This is a genomic window from Bradyrhizobium sp. RP6 (assembly GCF_003837805.1).
Taxonomy (GTDB): domain Bacteria; phylum Pseudomonadota; class Alphaproteobacteria; order Rhizobiales; family Xanthobacteraceae; genus Bradyrhizobium.
This window is the reverse complement of the sequence record NZ_RQIT01000018.1, coordinates 19,519-36,185: the sequence shown is the minus strand read 5'-3', so window position 1 is coordinate 36,185 and position 16,667 is coordinate 19,519. Positions and strand designations below refer to the sequence as shown.

General features: G+C 58.3%; 18 protein-coding genes. 7 read left to right on the top strand and 11 right to left on the bottom strand.

The annotated features are described in order from the left end of the window. Window positions 1–127: 127 nt before the first annotated feature. The 3 genes from EHH60_RS26785 to EHH60_RS26775 form a co-directional block, all read right to left on the bottom strand. A complete protein-coding gene (locus EHH60_RS26785) occupies window positions 128–865 on the bottom strand; it encodes an LptA/OstA family protein (RefSeq protein ID WP_199752052.1) in 738 nt (245 codons plus the stop codon). A 5-nt stretch (window positions 866–870) separates the two neighbouring features. Then, window positions 871–1,614, bottom strand: coding sequence for an LPS export ABC transporter periplasmic protein LptC (lptC, locus tag EHH60_RS26780; RefSeq protein WP_124162385.1), 744 nt, complete (start codon window positions 1,612–1,614; stop codon window positions 871–873). Between the two features lie 160 nt (window positions 1,615–1,774). Continuing rightward, window positions 1,775–2,389, bottom strand: coding sequence for a ribonuclease D (locus EHH60_RS26775; RefSeq protein WP_124162384.1), 615 nt, complete (start codon window positions 2,387–2,389; stop codon window positions 1,775–1,777). Window positions 2,390–2,754: 365 nt separating this feature from the next. Between EHH60_RS26775 and EHH60_RS26770 the strand changes: the two genes are divergently transcribed. Beyond that, complete coding sequence (locus EHH60_RS26770; RefSeq protein WP_124162383.1) at window positions 2,755–4,026, top strand: MFS transporter; 1,272 nt, start codon at window positions 2,755–2,757, stop codon at window positions 4,024–4,026. Here EHH60_RS26770 and EHH60_RS38155 read toward each other — a convergent pair whose 3' ends face one another. The 7 genes from EHH60_RS38155 to EHH60_RS26735 all read right to left on the bottom strand — a co-directional run bounded on the left by EHH60_RS38155 (window position 4,027) and on the right by EHH60_RS26735 (window position 10,361). Beyond that, window positions 4,027–4,188 (bottom strand): hypothetical protein, encoded by a 162-nt coding sequence (locus tag EHH60_RS38155; protein ID WP_245454601.1) that lies wholly within the window; start codon window positions 4,186–4,188, stop codon window positions 4,027–4,029. It abuts the gene before it with no gap. A 324-nt stretch (window positions 4,189–4,512) separates the two neighbouring features. Beyond that, window positions 4,513–5,136, bottom strand: coding sequence for a hypothetical protein (locus EHH60_RS26760; RefSeq protein ID WP_124162381.1), 624 nt, complete (start codon window positions 5,134–5,136; stop codon window positions 4,513–4,515). A gap of 6 nt (window positions 5,137–5,142) precedes the next feature. Continuing rightward, a complete protein-coding gene (locus EHH60_RS26755; protein WP_124162380.1) occupies window positions 5,143–6,189 on the bottom strand; it encodes a DUF262 domain-containing protein in 1,047 nt (348 codons plus the stop codon). Between the two features lie 33 nt (window positions 6,190–6,222). After that, entirely contained in the window at window positions 6,223–6,954 is a 732-nt protein-coding gene (locus EHH60_RS37700) for a hypothetical protein (RefSeq protein WP_199752050.1), read from the bottom strand. Then, window positions 6,941–8,596 (bottom strand): N-6 DNA methylase, encoded by a 1,656-nt coding sequence (locus tag EHH60_RS26745; protein WP_124162379.1) that lies wholly within the window; start codon window positions 8,594–8,596, stop codon window positions 6,941–6,943. The genes EHH60_RS37700 and EHH60_RS26745 overlap by 14 nt, the downstream gene beginning before the upstream one ends. Before the next feature lie 152 nt (window positions 8,597–8,748). Further along, on the bottom strand, window positions 8,749–9,156 hold the full coding sequence (locus EHH60_RS26740; RefSeq protein ID WP_124162378.1) for a hypothetical protein: 408 nt from the start codon (window positions 9,154–9,156) through the stop codon (window positions 8,749–8,751). A gap of 8 nt (window positions 9,157–9,164) precedes the next feature. Beyond that, window positions 9,165–10,361: a hypothetical protein gene (locus EHH60_RS26735; protein ID WP_124162377.1), complete on the bottom strand. Its 1,197-nt coding sequence runs from the start codon at window positions 10,359–10,361 to the stop codon at window positions 9,165–9,167. 459 nt (window positions 10,362–10,820) lie between these two features. On the opposite strand from EHH60_RS26735, the gene EHH60_RS26730 reads away from it, so the two are divergent. The 4 genes from EHH60_RS26730 (at window position 10,821) to EHH60_RS26715 (ending at window position 14,322) form a co-directional block, all read left to right on the top strand. Then, window positions 10,821–11,525 carry a recombinase family protein gene (locus tag EHH60_RS26730; RefSeq protein WP_124162376.1) on the top strand — a complete coding sequence of 235 codons (705 nt, stop codon included), beginning with the start codon at window positions 10,821–10,823 and terminating at the stop codon, window positions 11,523–11,525. A gap of 284 nt (window positions 11,526–11,809) precedes the next feature. Continuing rightward, window positions 11,810–12,151 (top strand): hypothetical protein, encoded by a 342-nt coding sequence (locus tag EHH60_RS26725; RefSeq protein ID WP_124162375.1) that lies wholly within the window; start codon window positions 11,810–11,812, stop codon window positions 12,149–12,151. 129 nt (window positions 12,152–12,280) lie between these two features. After that, window positions 12,281–12,913 carry an RNA methyltransferase gene (locus EHH60_RS26720; RefSeq protein WP_245454600.1) on the top strand — a complete coding sequence of 211 codons (633 nt, stop codon included), beginning with the start codon at window positions 12,281–12,283 and terminating at the stop codon, window positions 12,911–12,913. A 119-nt stretch (window positions 12,914–13,032) separates the two neighbouring features. After that, entirely contained in the window at window positions 13,033–14,322 is a 1,290-nt protein-coding gene (locus tag EHH60_RS26715) for a hypothetical protein (RefSeq protein WP_245454599.1), read from the top strand. A gap of 487 nt (window positions 14,323–14,809) precedes the next feature. On the opposite strand, the gene EHH60_RS26710 is transcribed toward EHH60_RS26715, so the two are convergent. Beyond that, window positions 14,810–15,046 carry a helix-turn-helix domain-containing protein gene (locus EHH60_RS26710; protein ID WP_124162373.1) on the bottom strand — a complete coding sequence of 79 codons (237 nt, stop codon included), beginning with the start codon at window positions 15,044–15,046 and terminating at the stop codon, window positions 14,810–14,812. 117 nt (window positions 15,047–15,163) lie between these two features. Here EHH60_RS26710 and EHH60_RS26705 point away from each other — a divergent pair, with 117 nt between their 5' ends. Further along, entirely contained in the window at window positions 15,164–15,595 is a 432-nt protein-coding gene (locus tag EHH60_RS26705; RefSeq protein ID WP_124162372.1) for a hypothetical protein, read from the top strand. A gap of 192 nt (window positions 15,596–15,787) precedes the next feature. Continuing rightward, window positions 15,788–16,654, top strand: a complete 867-nt coding sequence (locus EHH60_RS26700) for a DUF4238 domain-containing protein (protein WP_158626778.1) — start codon at window positions 15,788–15,790, stop codon at window positions 16,652–16,654. Window positions 16,655–16,667: the final 13 nt, after the last annotated feature.

Sequence of the window (16,667 nt, the reverse complement as noted above, 5' to 3'; positions counted from 1 at the left end):
GTCTCATGCCCAGTGAAACACGCCCGAAAAGCGGCGGATCCCGCTTCGAAAGCCCTGCGCGCTAAATACAGTCTCGCCGGCCAAGCTTCAACCTCGGATCGCGAGCATCCGGGACAAGCGATTGAATTTACTTTTGTTTACTTGCGCCGGGCAACTGCAAAGGCGGTGCCGCGCCGGGTTTGGCTCCTTGTCCCGCTTGTCCCCCTTGGCCGCAATCGTTGCTGCCGCCCTGCGGCAGCAGGGCCTGTACCCGGCCGCTGTCGGATTCGACACGTGACACGCCGGTCGTCATGTCGACCATCAGGCGGTCGCCGCGCAGCACGTTCTTGCACTGCGTCAGAACCACCTGGCCGCCCGCGCCGCCGAGCATGGTGATGAGATTGGTCCTGGTGTCGAACACGGCGGTCTCGCCGGTCACCACCTGGTCCTTCTGGGTCACGACGACATTACCGCGCGCCTCCAGCCGCTTGATCGACGAGCTGCCGCCCGGACCCGGCGTCGCCGACTGCATCGGCGCCGATTTCGCGCCCTTCGCCGCAGGCTGCGGCGCGGCCGGCTTGTCGCCGCCGGACTCGTAGAACACCACCAGCGTCTTCGAGGTCATGGTGGTGTCGCCCTGCACGACCTTCACATTGCCGGCGAAGGTCGCCTCCTTCTTCTTGTCACGCATCTCCAGCGAGGCGGCTTCGATCTGGATCGGCTGATCGCGGTTCTGCGAGAAGCCCTGCATCGCGTTGGGCACGCCCTGCATCGTGCTCTGTGCGATGGCGGTGCCCGTTGCGACCAGCGCGACAGCGGCGGCGAACGCGGCCGCATCGAAGATGGCGCCACGCTTGTCTTCGCTGCGCGGAAAAAACCTGATCATGAAAATCACTTTGAATTGGCGGACTTGTTTTGCGGCGTACGTGTCTTCACCGGCGGTGCTGGCGGCGTCGGCTCGACCGGCGCAGGCTGAGCCGTAGCCGGGCCATCCAGCTTGACCAGGTGCATCACCACATTGCCCTCGAAGCGGATGACGTCACCACCTTCGGTAATTCGCAAGCGATCCGCGGTCAGCGTGCCATTGGTCAGCGTGACGTCGACGCGCTCGTCCGAGGAGACCGTGCCCTTGCCCATGTCGACGAACGCCGAGTTCAGCCGCGCCTCATAGCCGGTCGAGGTGCGCAGGAAGATGTCCTTGTGCAGGTCGAGCTGCTGCTGCTTGTTGTCGAAACGACCGGTGCGGGCATCGAGGAACAGCGTCGATTGATCCTCCATCAACACCTTCGCGCGCAGGTCCTTGAGATCGACATGATCTGGGTCGGTGATGTCCTGGGTCGCGGTCTTGGCCCAGAGCTCGTAGGGCCGCTGGTCCGGCGTGAAACCGGCGAGGTGCGGCGATTCCATCGTGATCTTGGTGCCCGACACCACCATGTTTCCGGAATCGAGCGGCAGCTTCGGCATCAGCATGCGGAACGGATTGAAGATCGAGACGCCGACGATGGCAGCCATGGACAACAGCACCGCGCCCGGAACCGCAATGCGCAGAATCCGCACCAGGCGGCTGTGTCGCGCCGCGCTGGCGAACTTCGCCGCAAGCGCGGCGTCGTAGGTGGGATTCTGGGCCGAATTCACCTGGGTTCCTACTTGCTTGGGCTCCTGAACTCTCGTCCGCCGTGTCCGGCTCCGGGCACCCCATTCTATCCCGTGCCGCCCGAATATGCAGCCGGCGACAGGCCGTTACGAAAGTGTCCGAAACGGGGCGGCAATCTCGGGCTAACCGCCGCGCCGGGCCTTAGGAATGCGCGAAAATGTCCTCTTCCGCCCAGCCCTGGAGGTCGAGCAGGGCGCGGGTCGGCAGGAAGTCGAAACAGGCCTGCGCCAGCTGGCTGCGGCCTTCCCGCACCAGCATGGCATCGAGCCGCTCGCGCAAGCCGTGCAGATGCAGCACGTCGGAGGCGGCGTAGGCGAGCTGCGGCTCGGTCAGGCTGTCGGAACCCCAGTCGCTCGACTGCTGCTGCTTGGAGAGGTCGATGTTGAGCACCTCGCGCACGAGGTCCTTCAGGCCATGGCGGTCGGTATAGGTGCGGGTCAGGCGGGAGGCGATCTTGGTGCAGTAGATCGGCCCGGTCATGACGCCGAAGGTCTGGTACAGCACCGCGATATCGAAACGCGCGAAGTGGAAGATCTTCGTGACGGCCGGATCGGCCAGGAGCGCCTTCAGGTTCGGCGCGTCGGTGTGCCCCTTGGGGATCTGCACCACGTCGGCACTGCCGTCGCCGGGCGAGAGCTGCACCACGCAGAGCCGGTCGCGGTGCGGGTTCAGCCCCATGGTCTCGGTGTCGATCGCCACCGCTCCGGTGTAGCGGGACAGGTCAGGCAGGTCGCCGCGGTGCAGGCGTACGGTCATGGCGTGTCAAAACCTCGGGTCGAATCGGTGCGTCGATATCATAGGCTAAAACGGATGGCCCGCGATGTAGCCACTGGCGACAGGTCACGCAAGCGGCGGCCGCGGCCTTACGGGCGATCAGATCGCGGCGATGACGTGCAGGTCGCGACCTCATGGTCGCGACTGGAGGGATCGGCTGGCCCTGCGCTCGCGAGCCGGTCGCGACGCAAGCAAAGTGTTTCACATCCTCCACGGCGCGCGAGATGATGAGCCGCTGCTCTCCCCGGCGGAGCAGGTTTTCAGGCCAGCCCGCTGCAATTCGCCCCGGCGCACCCTATCTGTTGCCGGCCTCTCCGCCCCGCCCGCTCACGACGAATGAAGTGCCAATGACCGAACAGACGCTCGCCGCGCCGATCGACGACCAAGGCAAACGCCAGCGCGGCTTCTCGCGCTACCAGGCGCTCCTCATCGCGCTGCTGACGTTCACGCAGTTCACGATCATTCTCGATTTCATCATCATGTCGCCGCTCGGCGCCATCCTGATGCCCTCGCTCGATATCACGGCGGGGCAGTTCGGCGTCGCGGTGTCGGCCTACGCATTCAGTGCGGGACTATCGGGGATTCTCGCCGCCGGCTTCGCCGATCGCTTCGATCGCAAGCGGCTGCTGCTGTTCTTCTATGTCGGCTTCACGCTCGGCACTGCGCTCTGCGCGGCCGCGCAGACCTACCACGTGCTGCTGCTCGGCCGGATCGTGACCGGATTGTTCGGCGGCGTGATCGGCGCCGTCGTGCTCGCCATCATCACCGACCTGTTTCCACTGCACCTGCGCGGCCGTGTCATGGGCTTCCTCCAGACGGCGTTCGCCGCGAGCCAGGTGCTCGGCATTCCCGCCGGGCTGTTTCTCGCCAATCACTGGAATTGGCACGTCTGCTTCGCGGCGATCGTGGTCGTGTCGATCGCGGCGATCGCAATCATCGCCGTGGTCATGGAGCCGGTCGATGCGCATCTGAAACTGAAGCAGGACAGGAACGCGTTCCGCCATCTGATCGCGACGCTCGGTGAGCCGCGCTATACGCTCGCCTTCGCCGTCACGACGCTGCTGGCGACGGGCGGTTACATGCTGATGCCGTTCTCCAGCGCCTACACCGTGCACAATCTCGGCATCGACATCACGCATCTGCCGACGATCTATCTCGTCTCCGGCCTGTTCAGCATCGTCACGGGGCCGCTGGTCGGCCGTGCCAGCGATGCGTTCGGCAAATATCCGACCTTCGTGTTCGGCTGCGCGATGACCGTGGCCATGGTGCTGATCTACACACATCTCGGCCACGTCTCGCTCGCGACCGCGATCCTCGTCAACGTCCTGATGTTCGTCGGCATCTTCTCGCGGATGATCCCGTCGCAGGCGCTGATGTCGGCGATTCCCGACGCGAGCCAGCGCGGCTCGTTCAGCGCGGTCAGCGCCTCGCTGCAGCAGCTCTCCGGCGGACTCGGCTCGGTGCTCGCCGGCGCGATCATCGCGCAGGCGCCCGACGGTTCGCTGATCCATTTCGACCGGATCGGCTACGTCGTCGTCGCGACGACGATCGTCACGCTGGTGATGATGTACTTCGTGCAGAAGGCGGTGGCGGAGCGGATGGGGAAGCAGGTGGTGTGATCAGCCGCCGCCGAACTTGGATGGATCGTCATAGGCGGGAGGGTCGTCGTGGTCGGTCCGCAGACCGCCGGGAACGGAATCGTCGCGATAGATGCGCACACCATTCGGAGTGACATAGACCGGAGCCGCGGCCTCGCCCGGCCGAACGGTGACATGTCGCAACTTGTGATGCCCTCTTGCTGCGGCGTTCGCGGAAGCACACGCACCGACCAAGAGGCACAAGCCCAAAGCACACGATCCCAAGACACAGCGCACTGCACTTTCTCGGCTCATGGCCCCGATGCCAACGCAACACTCTGAAAGGGCTTATCTATCTGGATTTGTTTGCGATCCAGAAATGTATGGTGCCCAGGAAAGGATTGCATAGGCCTCCCTTCAAAATATTGAATTCATTGGAATAATTCAAGAGCGACTCTCAGTTGTTACACACCAAGGTTACTCCGTGGGAACCGCAAAGAGCGGGCCGCATAGGCGGGAGCGCTCGTTTCAGCCGTTGGAGATTAGCTCGGCGGCCGCATCTAGTTTACGTCTGTAAGCGACCAATACCGTGTCGCCGTTCGCCGCGCGAGGGTCCACCGATGTCAGCAAGGTATAAAGGGTGATGCCAGGCTGCGGTGCTCCGAAAATTCGTCCCGCCAAGGATTCCAAAGCCTGTCGGGTGGTCGACGAAATGTGCGCGGATGCATTCCGCATTGTCCGAAGGTCAATCAGGTCTGACACGATGGCGCTGAGATGCGGCTCGTATGGATATCCGTTTTGAAAATACAGGTTAACTATTGTTCGGACGTTGTCGTGATTGGCAAAGTCGAAATAGCGCATTGTGCCTTTGACAAGCTTCTGCGCCGCTACGATGTCCGGGGGACTGACGTATCGCACTGGCTGGCCGCCCCCTATCGCCGCGCCTCCGACCATGGTCTCGTGGATAGACGCTTCGAGGAAAGCTTCCCATGCGATAAACATGTTCAGAAACGCCGCAACCGTGATCTGCTCTCGGTCGATGGGCGGCAGGATAGAAGCTCCCGTGGCATCGACCTTATGCGCATTCGCAATGAGGCTTTCGCACTGAGCTACGCTCGCCCGAAATTCTGCGAGTGTTTGCGCGGCTGGCACGGCAGTTCATCCCATGAGCGATAAGAGGTATTCGGTCCTGCGCTCGCGCACCTTGGGGTCAGTCGTGGCGCGGCGGCTGTCTTGAAGGAACTGCTGCTCTTGCTCGGTTAGCTGGCCGGCGTCTTTAATAGCAAATAGCTCCTCGACCCTATCCAGCCCATTTCGGGCCTTTGCGATCATCGCATCCGTGGTTAGCGCGAGTCTCGGGCGGTCGAGATTGGGCAGCCCGTGAATGCAATGGGCCACAGCGGTGAAAAGAGTGTAGAACAAAAAGGGGCGACTGAATTCCGTTTCACCAAGTCCTTCAGGAAAGAGCTTCGTAATCGTCACGATAACTGCGTCAAAGTTTGCCTCGACCTGAACGGGATCGTGATCGAAGCTGTCTTCGAAGCGGTCATAGTATCGCGCGACTTGCTTTCGGTTTTTTATCCCTTCAAGTAGAGCGATCAACAGGTCGGCGACCAGGGCCACCTCCGCCATTCGGAGGATTTCCTTGGCGGTCAATATTTTTTGCTTGATCCAGTACTCGTAGTATTTTCGACCGACTTGATCGGCGAGCACCTTGAATGCACCGAAGTGGTTCGCGTTGAGCTTCTCTTGCTCATTTAGAATAACTGCATACGAGTTCAGCCGCCCGAATATGTCAAGAATCTCAGCGTCGGGCAGGTTGATAAGCAGATCCACCGCAATCTCGTAAGAAAGGATTTGCGATTGCACATCTTCCGGAAGCTGGCTGAACAGGAGGCCGCCGTATTCCGGGTGCATGCGCTTAGGTATTGCGAACCCATCCTTAATATAAGACAGTATCGATCTCAAACGCTGCTGACCGTCTACGACTTCTCGAGCCGAAACTTTGGTTGTGACGTTGATCTTCTGCCGAATGAACACTTTGGGAATTGGCTTTCCGCGCACGATGGTGTCCATGAGAAAGCTTTTCGCCTTATCGCTCCACACAGCCCTCCTTTGAAACGTCGGGTTTAAGATAAGCTGCTTATGCTTATCCCATTCGACAAAATCGTTGATGCTGTAAACGCGAGAGTCGAAGCTTTTCATACTGCAGATCCCGAGACTGGGTGGTCGTGTCTCTTATCTAACATTCCTCAATTCACCTGAATCGAATTCGTAAAAGTCCGGATTTCGTTCGGCCGTGAGGTTTAGGAGATCGTCGAATATTACAGCGAGATCGATTTGCGTCCCGGGGTTTCCAACCTCAAAAGCTCGTACAGGCATGGCAGCCTCGGCATCCAGAAGCAGAATGTAGAAGCGTTCGAATTGCTCGTCTCTTCCAGCTGGATCGGCACGGCCAGTAAACAACCGCAACCGGGCGTGAGCGTTGATGAAAGTAGACTTCCGCTTGCTCGTTCCATCCAATTCTGCATCCTTGTCAAAGAAAAAGAATGCGCCAAGTACTGCGTAGGGAAACCGACGATGGAGCGTAACAGCTTCCATCAACATATCACCCCGCCTGTTGACTAGATTCTTTTGAAAGTTCTTTGTGCTTGAGTCGCGAAAATTGATGCTCTTGATCGAGATAGCCAATAGCAGGCCCGCCTCCTCGGTAGCCCACGTCACATCCACCTTCTTCGCGCCAAGACCGCCAGCCATCCGTCGCTCCGCTCCCGAAGAGTCTAACTCGCCGGGGCTCGCGGGACGCGCCTCTTTAAGTCCGCGCTCGCGGAGCTCCGCAGCAACAGCCAAAGCGACACACTCCGAAAGCCTTTCGCTATATCGGCGCTTTACATTTTGCGGCTCGGAATCCGTCGGCTTGGGGCCTAGCCCCGAAATCGCCTGCTTAAGAAGATCATCAATCCGAGACACGTGCACTGACCGCCCGTGATACACGCCTATTGAAGAGAAGCTCGCGAGCCCTTCTCAGACCTTGCAGTTCATGTTCGGTAATCCGCATATGCTTTGTGAGCACGACGGAATCTACGAGTCTGACTGCCGCTGAAAGGTCGTTAGACCGGAGCGCAATTGCCAGCTGTGGTTTCAAAAGGGCCAGCTGTCCGCCGATTTCATCGAGCGCTTCAGCAGAAGGAGTAGGCAGCAGGTCTGCTTCTCGCGGCTCGTGCTTCAGCAACCCCCCGCCGTACGCACGACCAACGACCTCCGAACCGAGGAGCGTCAGGCTATTCAGACACGCTATAGGCAAAAGAGATTTGCCGACATCCCTCAGCTGATCCCGAAGCTTTAGTCCATAGAGCGAATTGAGGATCGAGATTCCGGCATCGTTGGCGATAAGCCGTGGATGGTCGTGGTTCATATATGAGAAGAGGATATCGGGCTTCTCAACCTGCGGGACACGCCACCACGGAGTTCGATTGCTACACTTGTAGGCCTTCTGGACCTCCTTCCTTTCTCCGTCCGTGACATAGGCGCGTGCAGCGGGAGAAAGAACATCTCCCTGTGGCGCGAACAGATAAGAGCGAGCACCTCGGTTAGCCATCTCCCTCCACGCTTTGGCGGTGAAAGTTAGCCCTCTCAGATGCCGCGATCCTGGAGGAGAAATCTTCAATAGATCCTCGGGCCCGAGTTTAAGCTTCCCGACTTGCTCCGCGGTGAGAGTGAAGTAACCGTTGTTCCCGGTAACATTTCCCAAGTAGGTTTCGCCCCAATCGACCAAACGACTAAAGGCCCGTTCGCGCGTGAGGTCGCGATACACCTTTAGCGCATCACTAGAGATTAGTGCGGGCGTCCACTTCTCACCACCTGAGGGCAAGAAATCGAGACTTCCCGGGCCATTGAGATCAGCCAATGCAGCCAAGTCCCGCAGCTGTATCACCTCGAAGCTTTTTGCTGTTCCTCGTCCTTCCGCGAGCAACAGCACGACCTCGGCCGTAACACCGGGAAAAACGAGATTGTCGAAAAGGACCAGCCGAACGTTCGCGAATCGATTTAGGAGGAATCTCCTAACTTCAGCTGCATAGTTAACCGAGAGCAACTCGGCAGGAAGCACCATCCCAAGGCGTCCGTTCTCATTAAGAAACTCGGATGCGTGGATGACAAACGCGGCCCAGCTACTGGCAAGCGCAGTGAGCCGCACCCCGTGGGCGAGCGCCGCTCGCAAGCTTTTGGCTCTCGCCTCTCCCGAGAACGACTGATAGCGGATGAAGGGCGGATTACCGACCACCGCGTCGAAAACGGGCCTTGGCTCACAATCGAAGAAATCTGAATGGACGATCGTCGCGGAGAGCCCCTCCTCGTCGAGACGCTCTTCGGCCTCCTCAACGGAGGCCTTGTGAATTTCTACGCCCTGAAGCTGGTTTGGGATGTTACGGCGAGAGACACCCAAGTCTCTGAGCCGTTCTGCTGCTGGGACCAAGAAGGCGGCGTCCCCGCAAGAAGGCTCGAGCACTCTATCGGACCTGCGGCGCACCGCCCACTCAACTAAAAAATGACTTATAGCCGGTGGCGTAAAAAATGCGCCCCGTGCTTTTTGCCTCTGAATTTCAATGCTCACTTGTTTCGCCCGCCCGCACTCAAGCCGAATCGTAAGGTCTCACATTGCAGACAAACAGTAAATGTTCGTTTTATGTTCTTTGCCTAGTAAGCTAAACCTTCAACACGATTCGGAACGGAAAGCTCTGAGCCGAGTCTACGAGCACTCGCTTGCTACAAGCCCGAATTTAGCCCCGGCGTTCGCCGCCGATACCAGTTCTCACGGAGTTGCCGAGCCCGCGTTGCGTCTTGGCAGATGCTGACCTTCTCAGTTGCGTCCTCGAAGAGCGCCTTGAATTGCTCATCATTTACGAGAACTAGCCAGGCAAGGCTGTCGAGCGGATCGGCTAGAAATGGCTCCTCATCTGGCGGAGCGGGCCGCATGATAGCGAAGTGAAGATCGTCTCCCGAGGCGATGGCCCGTAATACCTTGTGCGCATCCTCTCGGTGGACGAGCAATACAGCGTCAGATGCTCCACCGTTGGCCCCAATCACTTCCACTTCCACCAGTGCGCCCTTCGGTTCTTCGGTGAAAAGTCCGAGCACTAGAGACTTATGTTGGCCAAAGCGAAGCGGACTCATCCGGACTCTCAGATCGGAGACCACATGTTTACGTCCTTGGAGCTTCTCACGTCGCAGATAATCTCAATTGTTTCGCGGGGTGACGAGTATTTACGCGACAACGTGAATTCATGACCAGAGCCCACCACAGACCAGTCTCCGCCCTTGATCCGCTGCGGTGTCCTTGGCTTGTTGTCAGTCCGCTGATCGCGCTGTAGCTGGGCGTTATATCGCAAGGTTTGATTCAGGACGGCCCGCTGCTGAAGACGCTGCAACGTCTCTTCATACAATCTCTGGAACGACCCATCGTTCGGCAGGAGGAAATCGACTAGAAGCTCTCGCTCATCGCGCAAACGGAACAGCATGTCTCGGCCGGATCGCAACGTGTTGACGCATGTCGCGACATCGTTCCTGCCGCCATACTTGGCTATGGTCGACCATTCGCTGCCCGGCTCTCGTGGTTCGGCCACAATATCGAACTCACCGCCCTGAGACTCGTCTCTTGTTACGAGGCGCATAACGAAGTCTGCCCCATGAGGAAGACGGAACGGCCGCAAGTGAAACCGTAACTTTCTGTCTATGCTGGCCGTTTCTCCATCCGGCATGATCTCAACTTCAAGGGCGCACTCGATGGACAGCGTGGCGGATGGGGCTTTGGGATGAGAGAACGAATAAGTGCGAGTTATCTCTTGTTTCGCGGGACCATCAAAACCCTCATTTTTGTCTTTTGCTTCCCAATCCGTGAAAGAGATTGACCCTTTCGCTTCGCGAGCATTTGCGTTTGACGCCTGATTGCTCGGAGACTTTGCTTTATCGGGTGACGAGACCTCTTCTATCCGGCTATCAAATCTTGCGAGGGCAGCTTGACCGTCACGCTCCGGTGCAAGTTTCAGCAGCTTCCACCCCATATAAAGGTCACCGTCTTTAGTGCCTCGAAGAAAAGTTTCGTCATTTTTAAGGAACGGGAGCGTCTCCGCTATCTCTCCCGCGCGGCTCGGCGCAAGTCGCTCCATTGCTTTAATGAAGACAGCCTTCGCTCCATCAATGCCACTTCCTTTGGGCAGATACTGAGAAGCGACATGCACACCCACCATCTGTAGAAAGCCGATGCAATAACGATCAGCGAGCACGGCAGCAGGCAGAGGATGGGGCGAGAGGGTATCTCTTACGAAAGCGACCACAGCATCCATCGCGCGGTCCGAACTGGACTTAAACATTCCAAACATCTGCAATATCCAAGTGTTCTCTGGGAAGAACCCCAACCACCCACAGGCTGAACGTTAGCTTCGGCACACGCAGAAAGCCCATACTAGCAGGGCGCAGTCCCGTGACAACGGGTGCCTCTCTCACGGCCATCTTCACGTTCGCCCCTGCCGAGCCCGGCGGATATCATTTGAGGGTCCCGCATCTGAGAGGTGACCTCGTGGCGACGGCTTGCTGTTCTCCCCCCGTGCCGGGGGTCAACTTCTGAGCCTTCCTTCATCGTGACCAACACCGCTCGACCCCGGTCTCAACCTTCCATCCTACTCAGGGTGGTCCCCTTCTTGGCTGTCGCAATGGTTGCCGTCTTCGCTTCACCTGAGTCCTTATGACTCATGCCGCCCCTCTTGCCGGACGATTCATCCAAAAAATATGGTGACAACGCTCGTTGATTAAGTTTTTCGCGAGCCGCCATCGAGGAGGAAATGATCGTGAAGCGCCGATTTGTTGCTTATTACCGAGTGTCCACCCGCAAGCAGGGCCAGTCAGGCTTAGGCCTCGATGCACAGAGGGCCGCCGTAGCGAGCTACCTTGGAGATGGGCAGGCGAACGTCATCGCTGAGTTCACGGAGGTCGAGAGCGGACGACGCAGCGACAGGCCCGCCCTAGACGAAGCATTAGCAGCAGCACGTCTCCATAGGGCGGCCCTCGTGGTCGCCAAGGTTGATCGCCTAACCCGCTCCGTAGGCTTCTTAGAGCGCCTACTAGAAGCGGGGGTGGACGTGCGCTTCGCTGACCTACCTGCCATTGAAGGACCCACCGGGCGCTTCATGCTCCAGCAGATGGCAGCGGTCGCGGAGCTAGAGGCGGGTCTAGTCTCTGTCCGTACCAAGTCAGCGCTAAAGGCCGCGAAGGCGCGAGGGCAACAGCTTGGAGGACACCGAGGGGGAGGCCTTTCCCGTGCGGCACAAGCAAGAGGGAGGGAAGAGCAGTCTCGACTTGCAGATAGACGAGCACAAGACCTTGCGCCCCTTCTAGCCACCCTAAGGAGGGAAGGCGTAAGGACGCCTACGGCAATAGCACGAGCATTGACAGCGCGGGGCATCCCTACTGCGAGGGGAGGGGAGACATGGTCGGCGCCCACAGTCGCGATGATAGAGATGCGGTTGCGGCGCTCGAAGATGAAATGAAGGGCCACGCCACCATTTCAATGACAGAAAGCTGCGAAACTCTAGCGAGCTAATCAAGGGCATCATATTTAAGTAGCTTAGATTCAAGCGAGCGTGAAATGCCCTCCCTAGTTCGAGCCTTCATCACGACCTTCCGCCCCTCAAAGCAGGATGAACCATACCCTTGGAAGCCACTCCGGCCCAGATTTTCCTACGGCGTCCGAGTCTTCTTTGATGGCTCGCTAAAGGGATTCGCTGCGAGTTGGATCAAGAGCAAGGAGTCAACGCTACCGGAAATGATGTGCTTGGCCGCCCTGTTGACTTCGCTCGATGAGCACGGAGTGGAGCCTAGCAAGTTGGAACTGATCCTAAACTCCGCACATCTGAAGACAAGAATCGAGCAGGTAAAGAACGCGCTTCAGAAACAGCAACAGGGCAAGCCAGTGACGCCTATCCAGAATGCTGAGCAGTGGGAGACCACCGTTCGGCATCTTGATCTATTCGATTGGGGCCTGCGGCCGGCAATAGGCGAGACAGAGGAAGAGCAGATCGGATTGATCAAATCGCATCTCAAGGACGAGTTCTATACGACACAAAGGTTCGTTGCAAAGGGGCCCCCGAGTTTCGAACTGAACCTCTCTGACTAAGCATTTGCAACCAAGTTGCCCGCAATGAAGAGAAGCATTAAGCGCAAGGCGGCTCTCAAAGAGAGCATCCGATTAGGCCCGCTCACAGCATCAGCCAAGTGCGCCATTCCCGGTTGCGGGCGCCCGACCATGAAGGCGGCCCGCGAAGGCCTCGCCCCTTTCCACTGTAGGCGCCACGTTGAGCACCGGCAGCGTCATGGGTCCTACTGGCGGCCGAGCTTCAAGGCTTCCGAGTTGCGGCCTTTCATCACGGCAGCGACGGCGTATGTCGGCCTTCGGGCAGCTAACGATAAGTTCATCGCCGCCGCGATTGCGGACATGGGACGGGCTCTAGAGGACGCTGGCCCGGTGGAAATTGCGACCCGCCTCAAAGGTATGCCCGCCACAAAGCGGGCCAAAATCGGACTGGCGAGGCTCCGTGTTGAAGGCGTGCCCCCGCAGCGGATTGTCTCCATTGTCCTCGCCGTCGCGGCCCTCATCAAGGCCGACGCCACAGCGCCCCGCGCAAAGGAGTTTCGGACAGTGCAAATCTGCAAGGCCGTCCACCGTCTGGCCTCCGGCACGCATCGTGTGTGGGTCCTGGAGGACCATCAGGGCAGGAAGCGGCAGGTCGAAATGCACGCCTTCCCCAAGTCCACCGGGCGGGTTCTGAGGGAGATGGGGCGCATGCTGGAAGAGCCCTGCGACTGGGTCATTGAGAAGCATGTCTCCGGCATCCTGGACCACCGGCAGCGCTATGGACGGCCCCGCGCGGCGAGCTGATCGATGGCCGAAAGTATTCGCGGGTCGCAGCATTCTCATGAGCGATCTGGTCGGAGTGAAGCAGTGCGTGCATATCGAGGGTTCGAGCAGGCCACTTTGAACACATACTTCACGGCCCCATGACGCAATCACCCAACATAATGTGGTTCGATCCACTGCTCCGGGCCAAGACAGCCGAGCTTCGCTATGCAGTCTACCGCCTGCGCGATGCACTCCTGCACCACGAATCCGCGAGCGGCGCGAGGAAGCGAGCCCGGAAAGAAGCAGATGAGGAGAAGTTCGGCCTCGCCGTGGAGGCGCTGGCCTGCAACTTGATCCTGCTTAGCGCAATCGATTGCGGCCCAAAGCTCGCGGTGCCCCGGTCGCACGGCTTTCTTTGGCGGGGCGATGGCAGCGCCAACCCGGTCTACGGCCAGCACTTCTTATGCGCGATAGATGGCCTTGCATCGCTTGGCCTGATCGAGGAGGAGCAAAGGGGATATAGGCTGTCCGATAAAATGCGCGTGCCGTCGCTCATTCGACCAAGCGCATCGCTCGCTGAGCATCTTCCGCTAGCGCCACCCGATTGGCGAAGCGTCGAGCAAGTCGACGACCGCGCTCTGATCATTTTAAAAGAAGGCAAGGATGATGATGGGCGTGCCCGCGCGATTGCCTTTCGCGAGTCCGCGAAGACTCGTCAATTTTCGAGACAGGTACGGCGCATCAATGAGGGTCTGCGCAGCGCAGATATCGCGGTGACTGGTCAGGACGCCGGCCTATCTCTGGGCAAAGATGGGCAGGTCATCGCTCCCTATCGCCGCTCCCTCCGCCGGATCTTCAATAATGCCGACTGGAAACAGGGGGGCCGCCTCGCTGGTGGCTTCTGGATGGGCATGGAGCGAACCGAGCGGTTTGAGCGCATCCGGATCGATGGCGAGCGAATTGCTGATGTCGATTACAGGCAACTTTTTCCTCGCCTCGCATACGCAAGGGCCGACAAGCCGCAGCCGGAAGGCGACATCTATGACGTCGCAGGAGATGGCTCCGGCCGAGATGGCTGGAAGACGCTGATGAACGCGATGTTGTTCTCGGACGGACCTCTCCGGAATTGGCCAGAGGGCACGCTTCAGCACTTCCCCTCGGGCTTTAAACTCCGGACCGCGACCGAGATGCTAGCCGCGCGTCATCAACCTATCGCTCATTTGTTCGGGACCGGGCTAGGCTTTCAATTGATGCGCGTCGAGAGCGATATGTTGATCGGGATCATCGCCCATCTGGCGAGCCTCGGGGTCACCGCCCTGCCACTTCATGACGCGGTGCTTGTCGCGGAATCAAAGGCCGACGTTGCTGCCAACGCGATGCAGGCTGCTTTCAGCATGGCAACGGGGTCTTCCCGCGCGATTGTCTCGATAGAGTTTTGTCCACGATAACAGTCACTTAGTTGGGAAATCGACCTTACGCCTCCGCTAATGGAGGAGGAAGCTAGAGGGGGGAAACCTAAAGGGGGCACCTCAGCGGTCCTCTGAGGGGTGCCTTCAAGTTGGGAGGGTGACACCACCCCTCCTCCATTGTGACCCCTAAGCGCGGCCTCTAAGGGTCGTCCTACACCAACCCTGAAGGGTAACCTCAAAGCTGGGGTGAGTGACCACCACCCCTCCCATGAGGTCACCTTCTAGTCCTCATCCTTTGACGCACATCAAGCATGCCGTATCGCGCCTCTCCTTCTGATAAGGAAGCGAGATGACCATGAGCAAGCATGACTGGCTTCTGTTGGTATGGGACCTTTGGGCGCTCCTCCTTGCTGTCCTCTTCCTCTGTCTCGTCTTTTCTGCATGATTCTCGGCCACCCGCGCTGTCGCGCGAGACGGGTCAGGTGTTGAAAGTGACCACCTACGCCGGCACCGGACAAGATAGGGACTAGCCCCGCCCCTTCCGTTGGGGGACAAGCAATCTATCAGGGGTCGTCTTGAGGGCCTTCGCCAAGCGAGCCAGGACGATGATGGTGCAGTTGCGCGTGCCCCGCTCCACCTGACTGACGTAGGTCCGATCTAGCCCCGCCTCTAAGGCCAAATCCTCTTGGGACAGCCCGAGCCCCTTGCGGGCCTTCCGCACGGCCTCTGCCACCACATCAACGATTCCGGTCTCGTCATCCATCTACGAGAGCAGGCCGTCATGATGACTTTGGGTCTACGGACTATGAGTCCCATTTTTCAGTTGAGGCATGATGACTATCGTCTACAATCGGCTTGGCTGCCAACGAGGAACGCAGGAATGACCAGCACGGAGAGCACTGCCCCAAAGTTGCGTGAGGACGACCCCATCAAGGTTCTCTTTGATATGGCCAGCTACTGGGCCACCATCTGGTCCTTCATCGCGCTCTGCCTCTGGTTCGAACATGCGGTTCTTAAGCGGCTGGATATCGAGTCCGGCAACATCCGATTGGTCATCCTTCTCGTGAGCACACCGGCAATCTTCTTGGCGACGGTCACTCGCATCGAAAAGAACCCTAGGGCGCGGCTAATATTGGAGCGAGCCCGCTACATCGTCATCTTGGTCGCCGCGGCTCTGCTCGGGGCCTATCTTCACGCGAACCACAAAGACGATTCGTATGAGAACGCCCTGCGGGATGGCGCTGTGCTGGCCTGTCTAAAGATGACTGCCTGCAAAGCGGCAGCAACGGAATACGCCAACACGCGCGAGTAAGCTAACGAGTTGTTTGCGGGGCCAGATCGGAAATTCTATGCTGATGAAAGCGAGACCACTTGTGGGTCATATGATTGCGTGCGCCTACAACTAGACATTGTCAATCTCTTTCATTCTTCTAATTGATGCTTTACGAATAGGGACGTCGTCGTGCGTCGGGTAGAGATGCACGGTCGCCGGCTGGGGGCAAGAATGAAAAGTCAAATTACTAGAAGACAGCACTTCGTTCCGAGATTCTATTTGGCTCAGTGGGAGAATGCGAACGGAAAGGTCATCGTTCACGATCTTACTGATGACTCTACAGACGAAAGGAACCCAAAGAATATCTTGTGGGAGGAGTATTATTACGAGGAAGACTCGGCAGCTCCCGACAACCGTGTTGAGGATATCCTCGGGAAAGTGGAGACCGACGCCGCGGTCGTCTTCAATAAAATCCGCTCATTCGAAGACGCAGATCCAAACAAAACTGCAGAACGATTGAACTCCGACCTTTCAAATGACGACATTCAAGTCATTCGCCATTTCGCGGCCCACCAGTATTTCCGTGTTCCCGGGGCAATAGATCACAAGCGGTTCGAGCTCCAACCGAGCGGCATTCCTGACTCTGTTAAAGAGATGGAATTGAATCCCGGTAGGTTCGTCGAGAGCGGCGTAGCGTACCGCGAAGACGTATTTCAGAAGTTGAGAATGTCGCTGTTTGTCTCTTCCGGTCACGACTACATCACTTCAGATTGGCCCTGCTTTGATATGGCGGATTCAGATGATGCACCGCTTCTTGGCGAAGATCTTGGTACGAAGCCGGGCGTTTTCGCTTATTTTCCAATTTCCCCCCGAGTTGCAGCAGTTTTTTTCAGCCCGCAGCTGTCGGACGTTACCTCGGTCGCGGCCTCCCTGCTCCGCACTCAGGTCACAACAAGAGTGCAGCCAAACTCGGAGGTAAAAAACCAAAACACTCTAGTCATTCAGAAGGCCGAACGGTTCGTGATCGCAAGGGAGATATCTTCTTGGATCTTCAAGATAGCTTCGACACGAAAAAAGGGCCGCCCGACAAGAGGCTGAACTTGCTTTTCTG

What these genes read in the sequence shown, in the direction of transcription:
- EHH60_RS26785 (WP_199752052.1), bottom strand. Translation starts at nt 865, where the DNA reads ATGATCAGGTTTTTTCCGCGCAGCGAAGACAAGCGTGGCGCCATCTTC.
- EHH60_RS26775 (WP_124162384.1), bottom strand. Translation starts at nt 2,389, where the DNA reads ATGACCGTACGCCTGCACCGCGGCGACCTGCCTGACCTGTCCCGCTAC.
- EHH60_RS26770 (WP_124162383.1), top strand. Translation starts at nt 2,755, where the DNA reads ATGACCGAACAGACGCTCGCCGCGCCGATCGACGACCAAGGCAAACGC.
- EHH60_RS26755 (WP_124162380.1), bottom strand. Translation starts at nt 6,189, where the DNA reads ATGAAAAGCTTCGACTCTCGCGTTTACAGCATCAACGATTTTGTCGAA.
- EHH60_RS26740 (WP_124162378.1), bottom strand. Translation starts at nt 9,156, where the DNA reads ATGAGTCCGCTTCGCTTTGGCCAACATAAGTCTCTAGTGCTCGGACTT.
- EHH60_RS26735 (WP_124162377.1), bottom strand. Translation starts at nt 10,361, where the DNA reads ATGTTTGGAATGTTTAAGTCCAGTTCGGACCGCGCGATGGATGCTGTG.
- EHH60_RS26730 (WP_124162376.1), top strand. Translation starts at nt 10,821, where the DNA reads ATGATCGTGAAGCGCCGATTTGTTGCTTATTACCGAGTGTCCACCCGC.
- EHH60_RS26720 (WP_245454600.1), top strand. Translation starts at nt 12,281, where the DNA reads ATGAAGGCGGCCCGCGAAGGCCTCGCCCCTTTCCACTGTAGGCGCCAC.
- EHH60_RS26715 (WP_245454599.1), top strand. Translation starts at nt 13,033, where the DNA reads ATGACGCAATCACCCAACATAATGTGGTTCGATCCACTGCTCCGGGCC.
- EHH60_RS26710 (WP_124162373.1), bottom strand. Translation starts at nt 15,046, where the DNA reads ATGGATGACGAGACCGGAATCGTTGATGTGGTGGCAGAGGCCGTGCGG.
- EHH60_RS26705 (WP_124162372.1), top strand. Translation starts at nt 15,164, where the DNA reads ATGACCAGCACGGAGAGCACTGCCCCAAAGTTGCGTGAGGACGACCCC.
- EHH60_RS26700 (WP_158626778.1), top strand. Translation starts at nt 15,788, where the DNA reads ATGAAAAGTCAAATTACTAGAAGACAGCACTTCGTTCCGAGATTCTAT.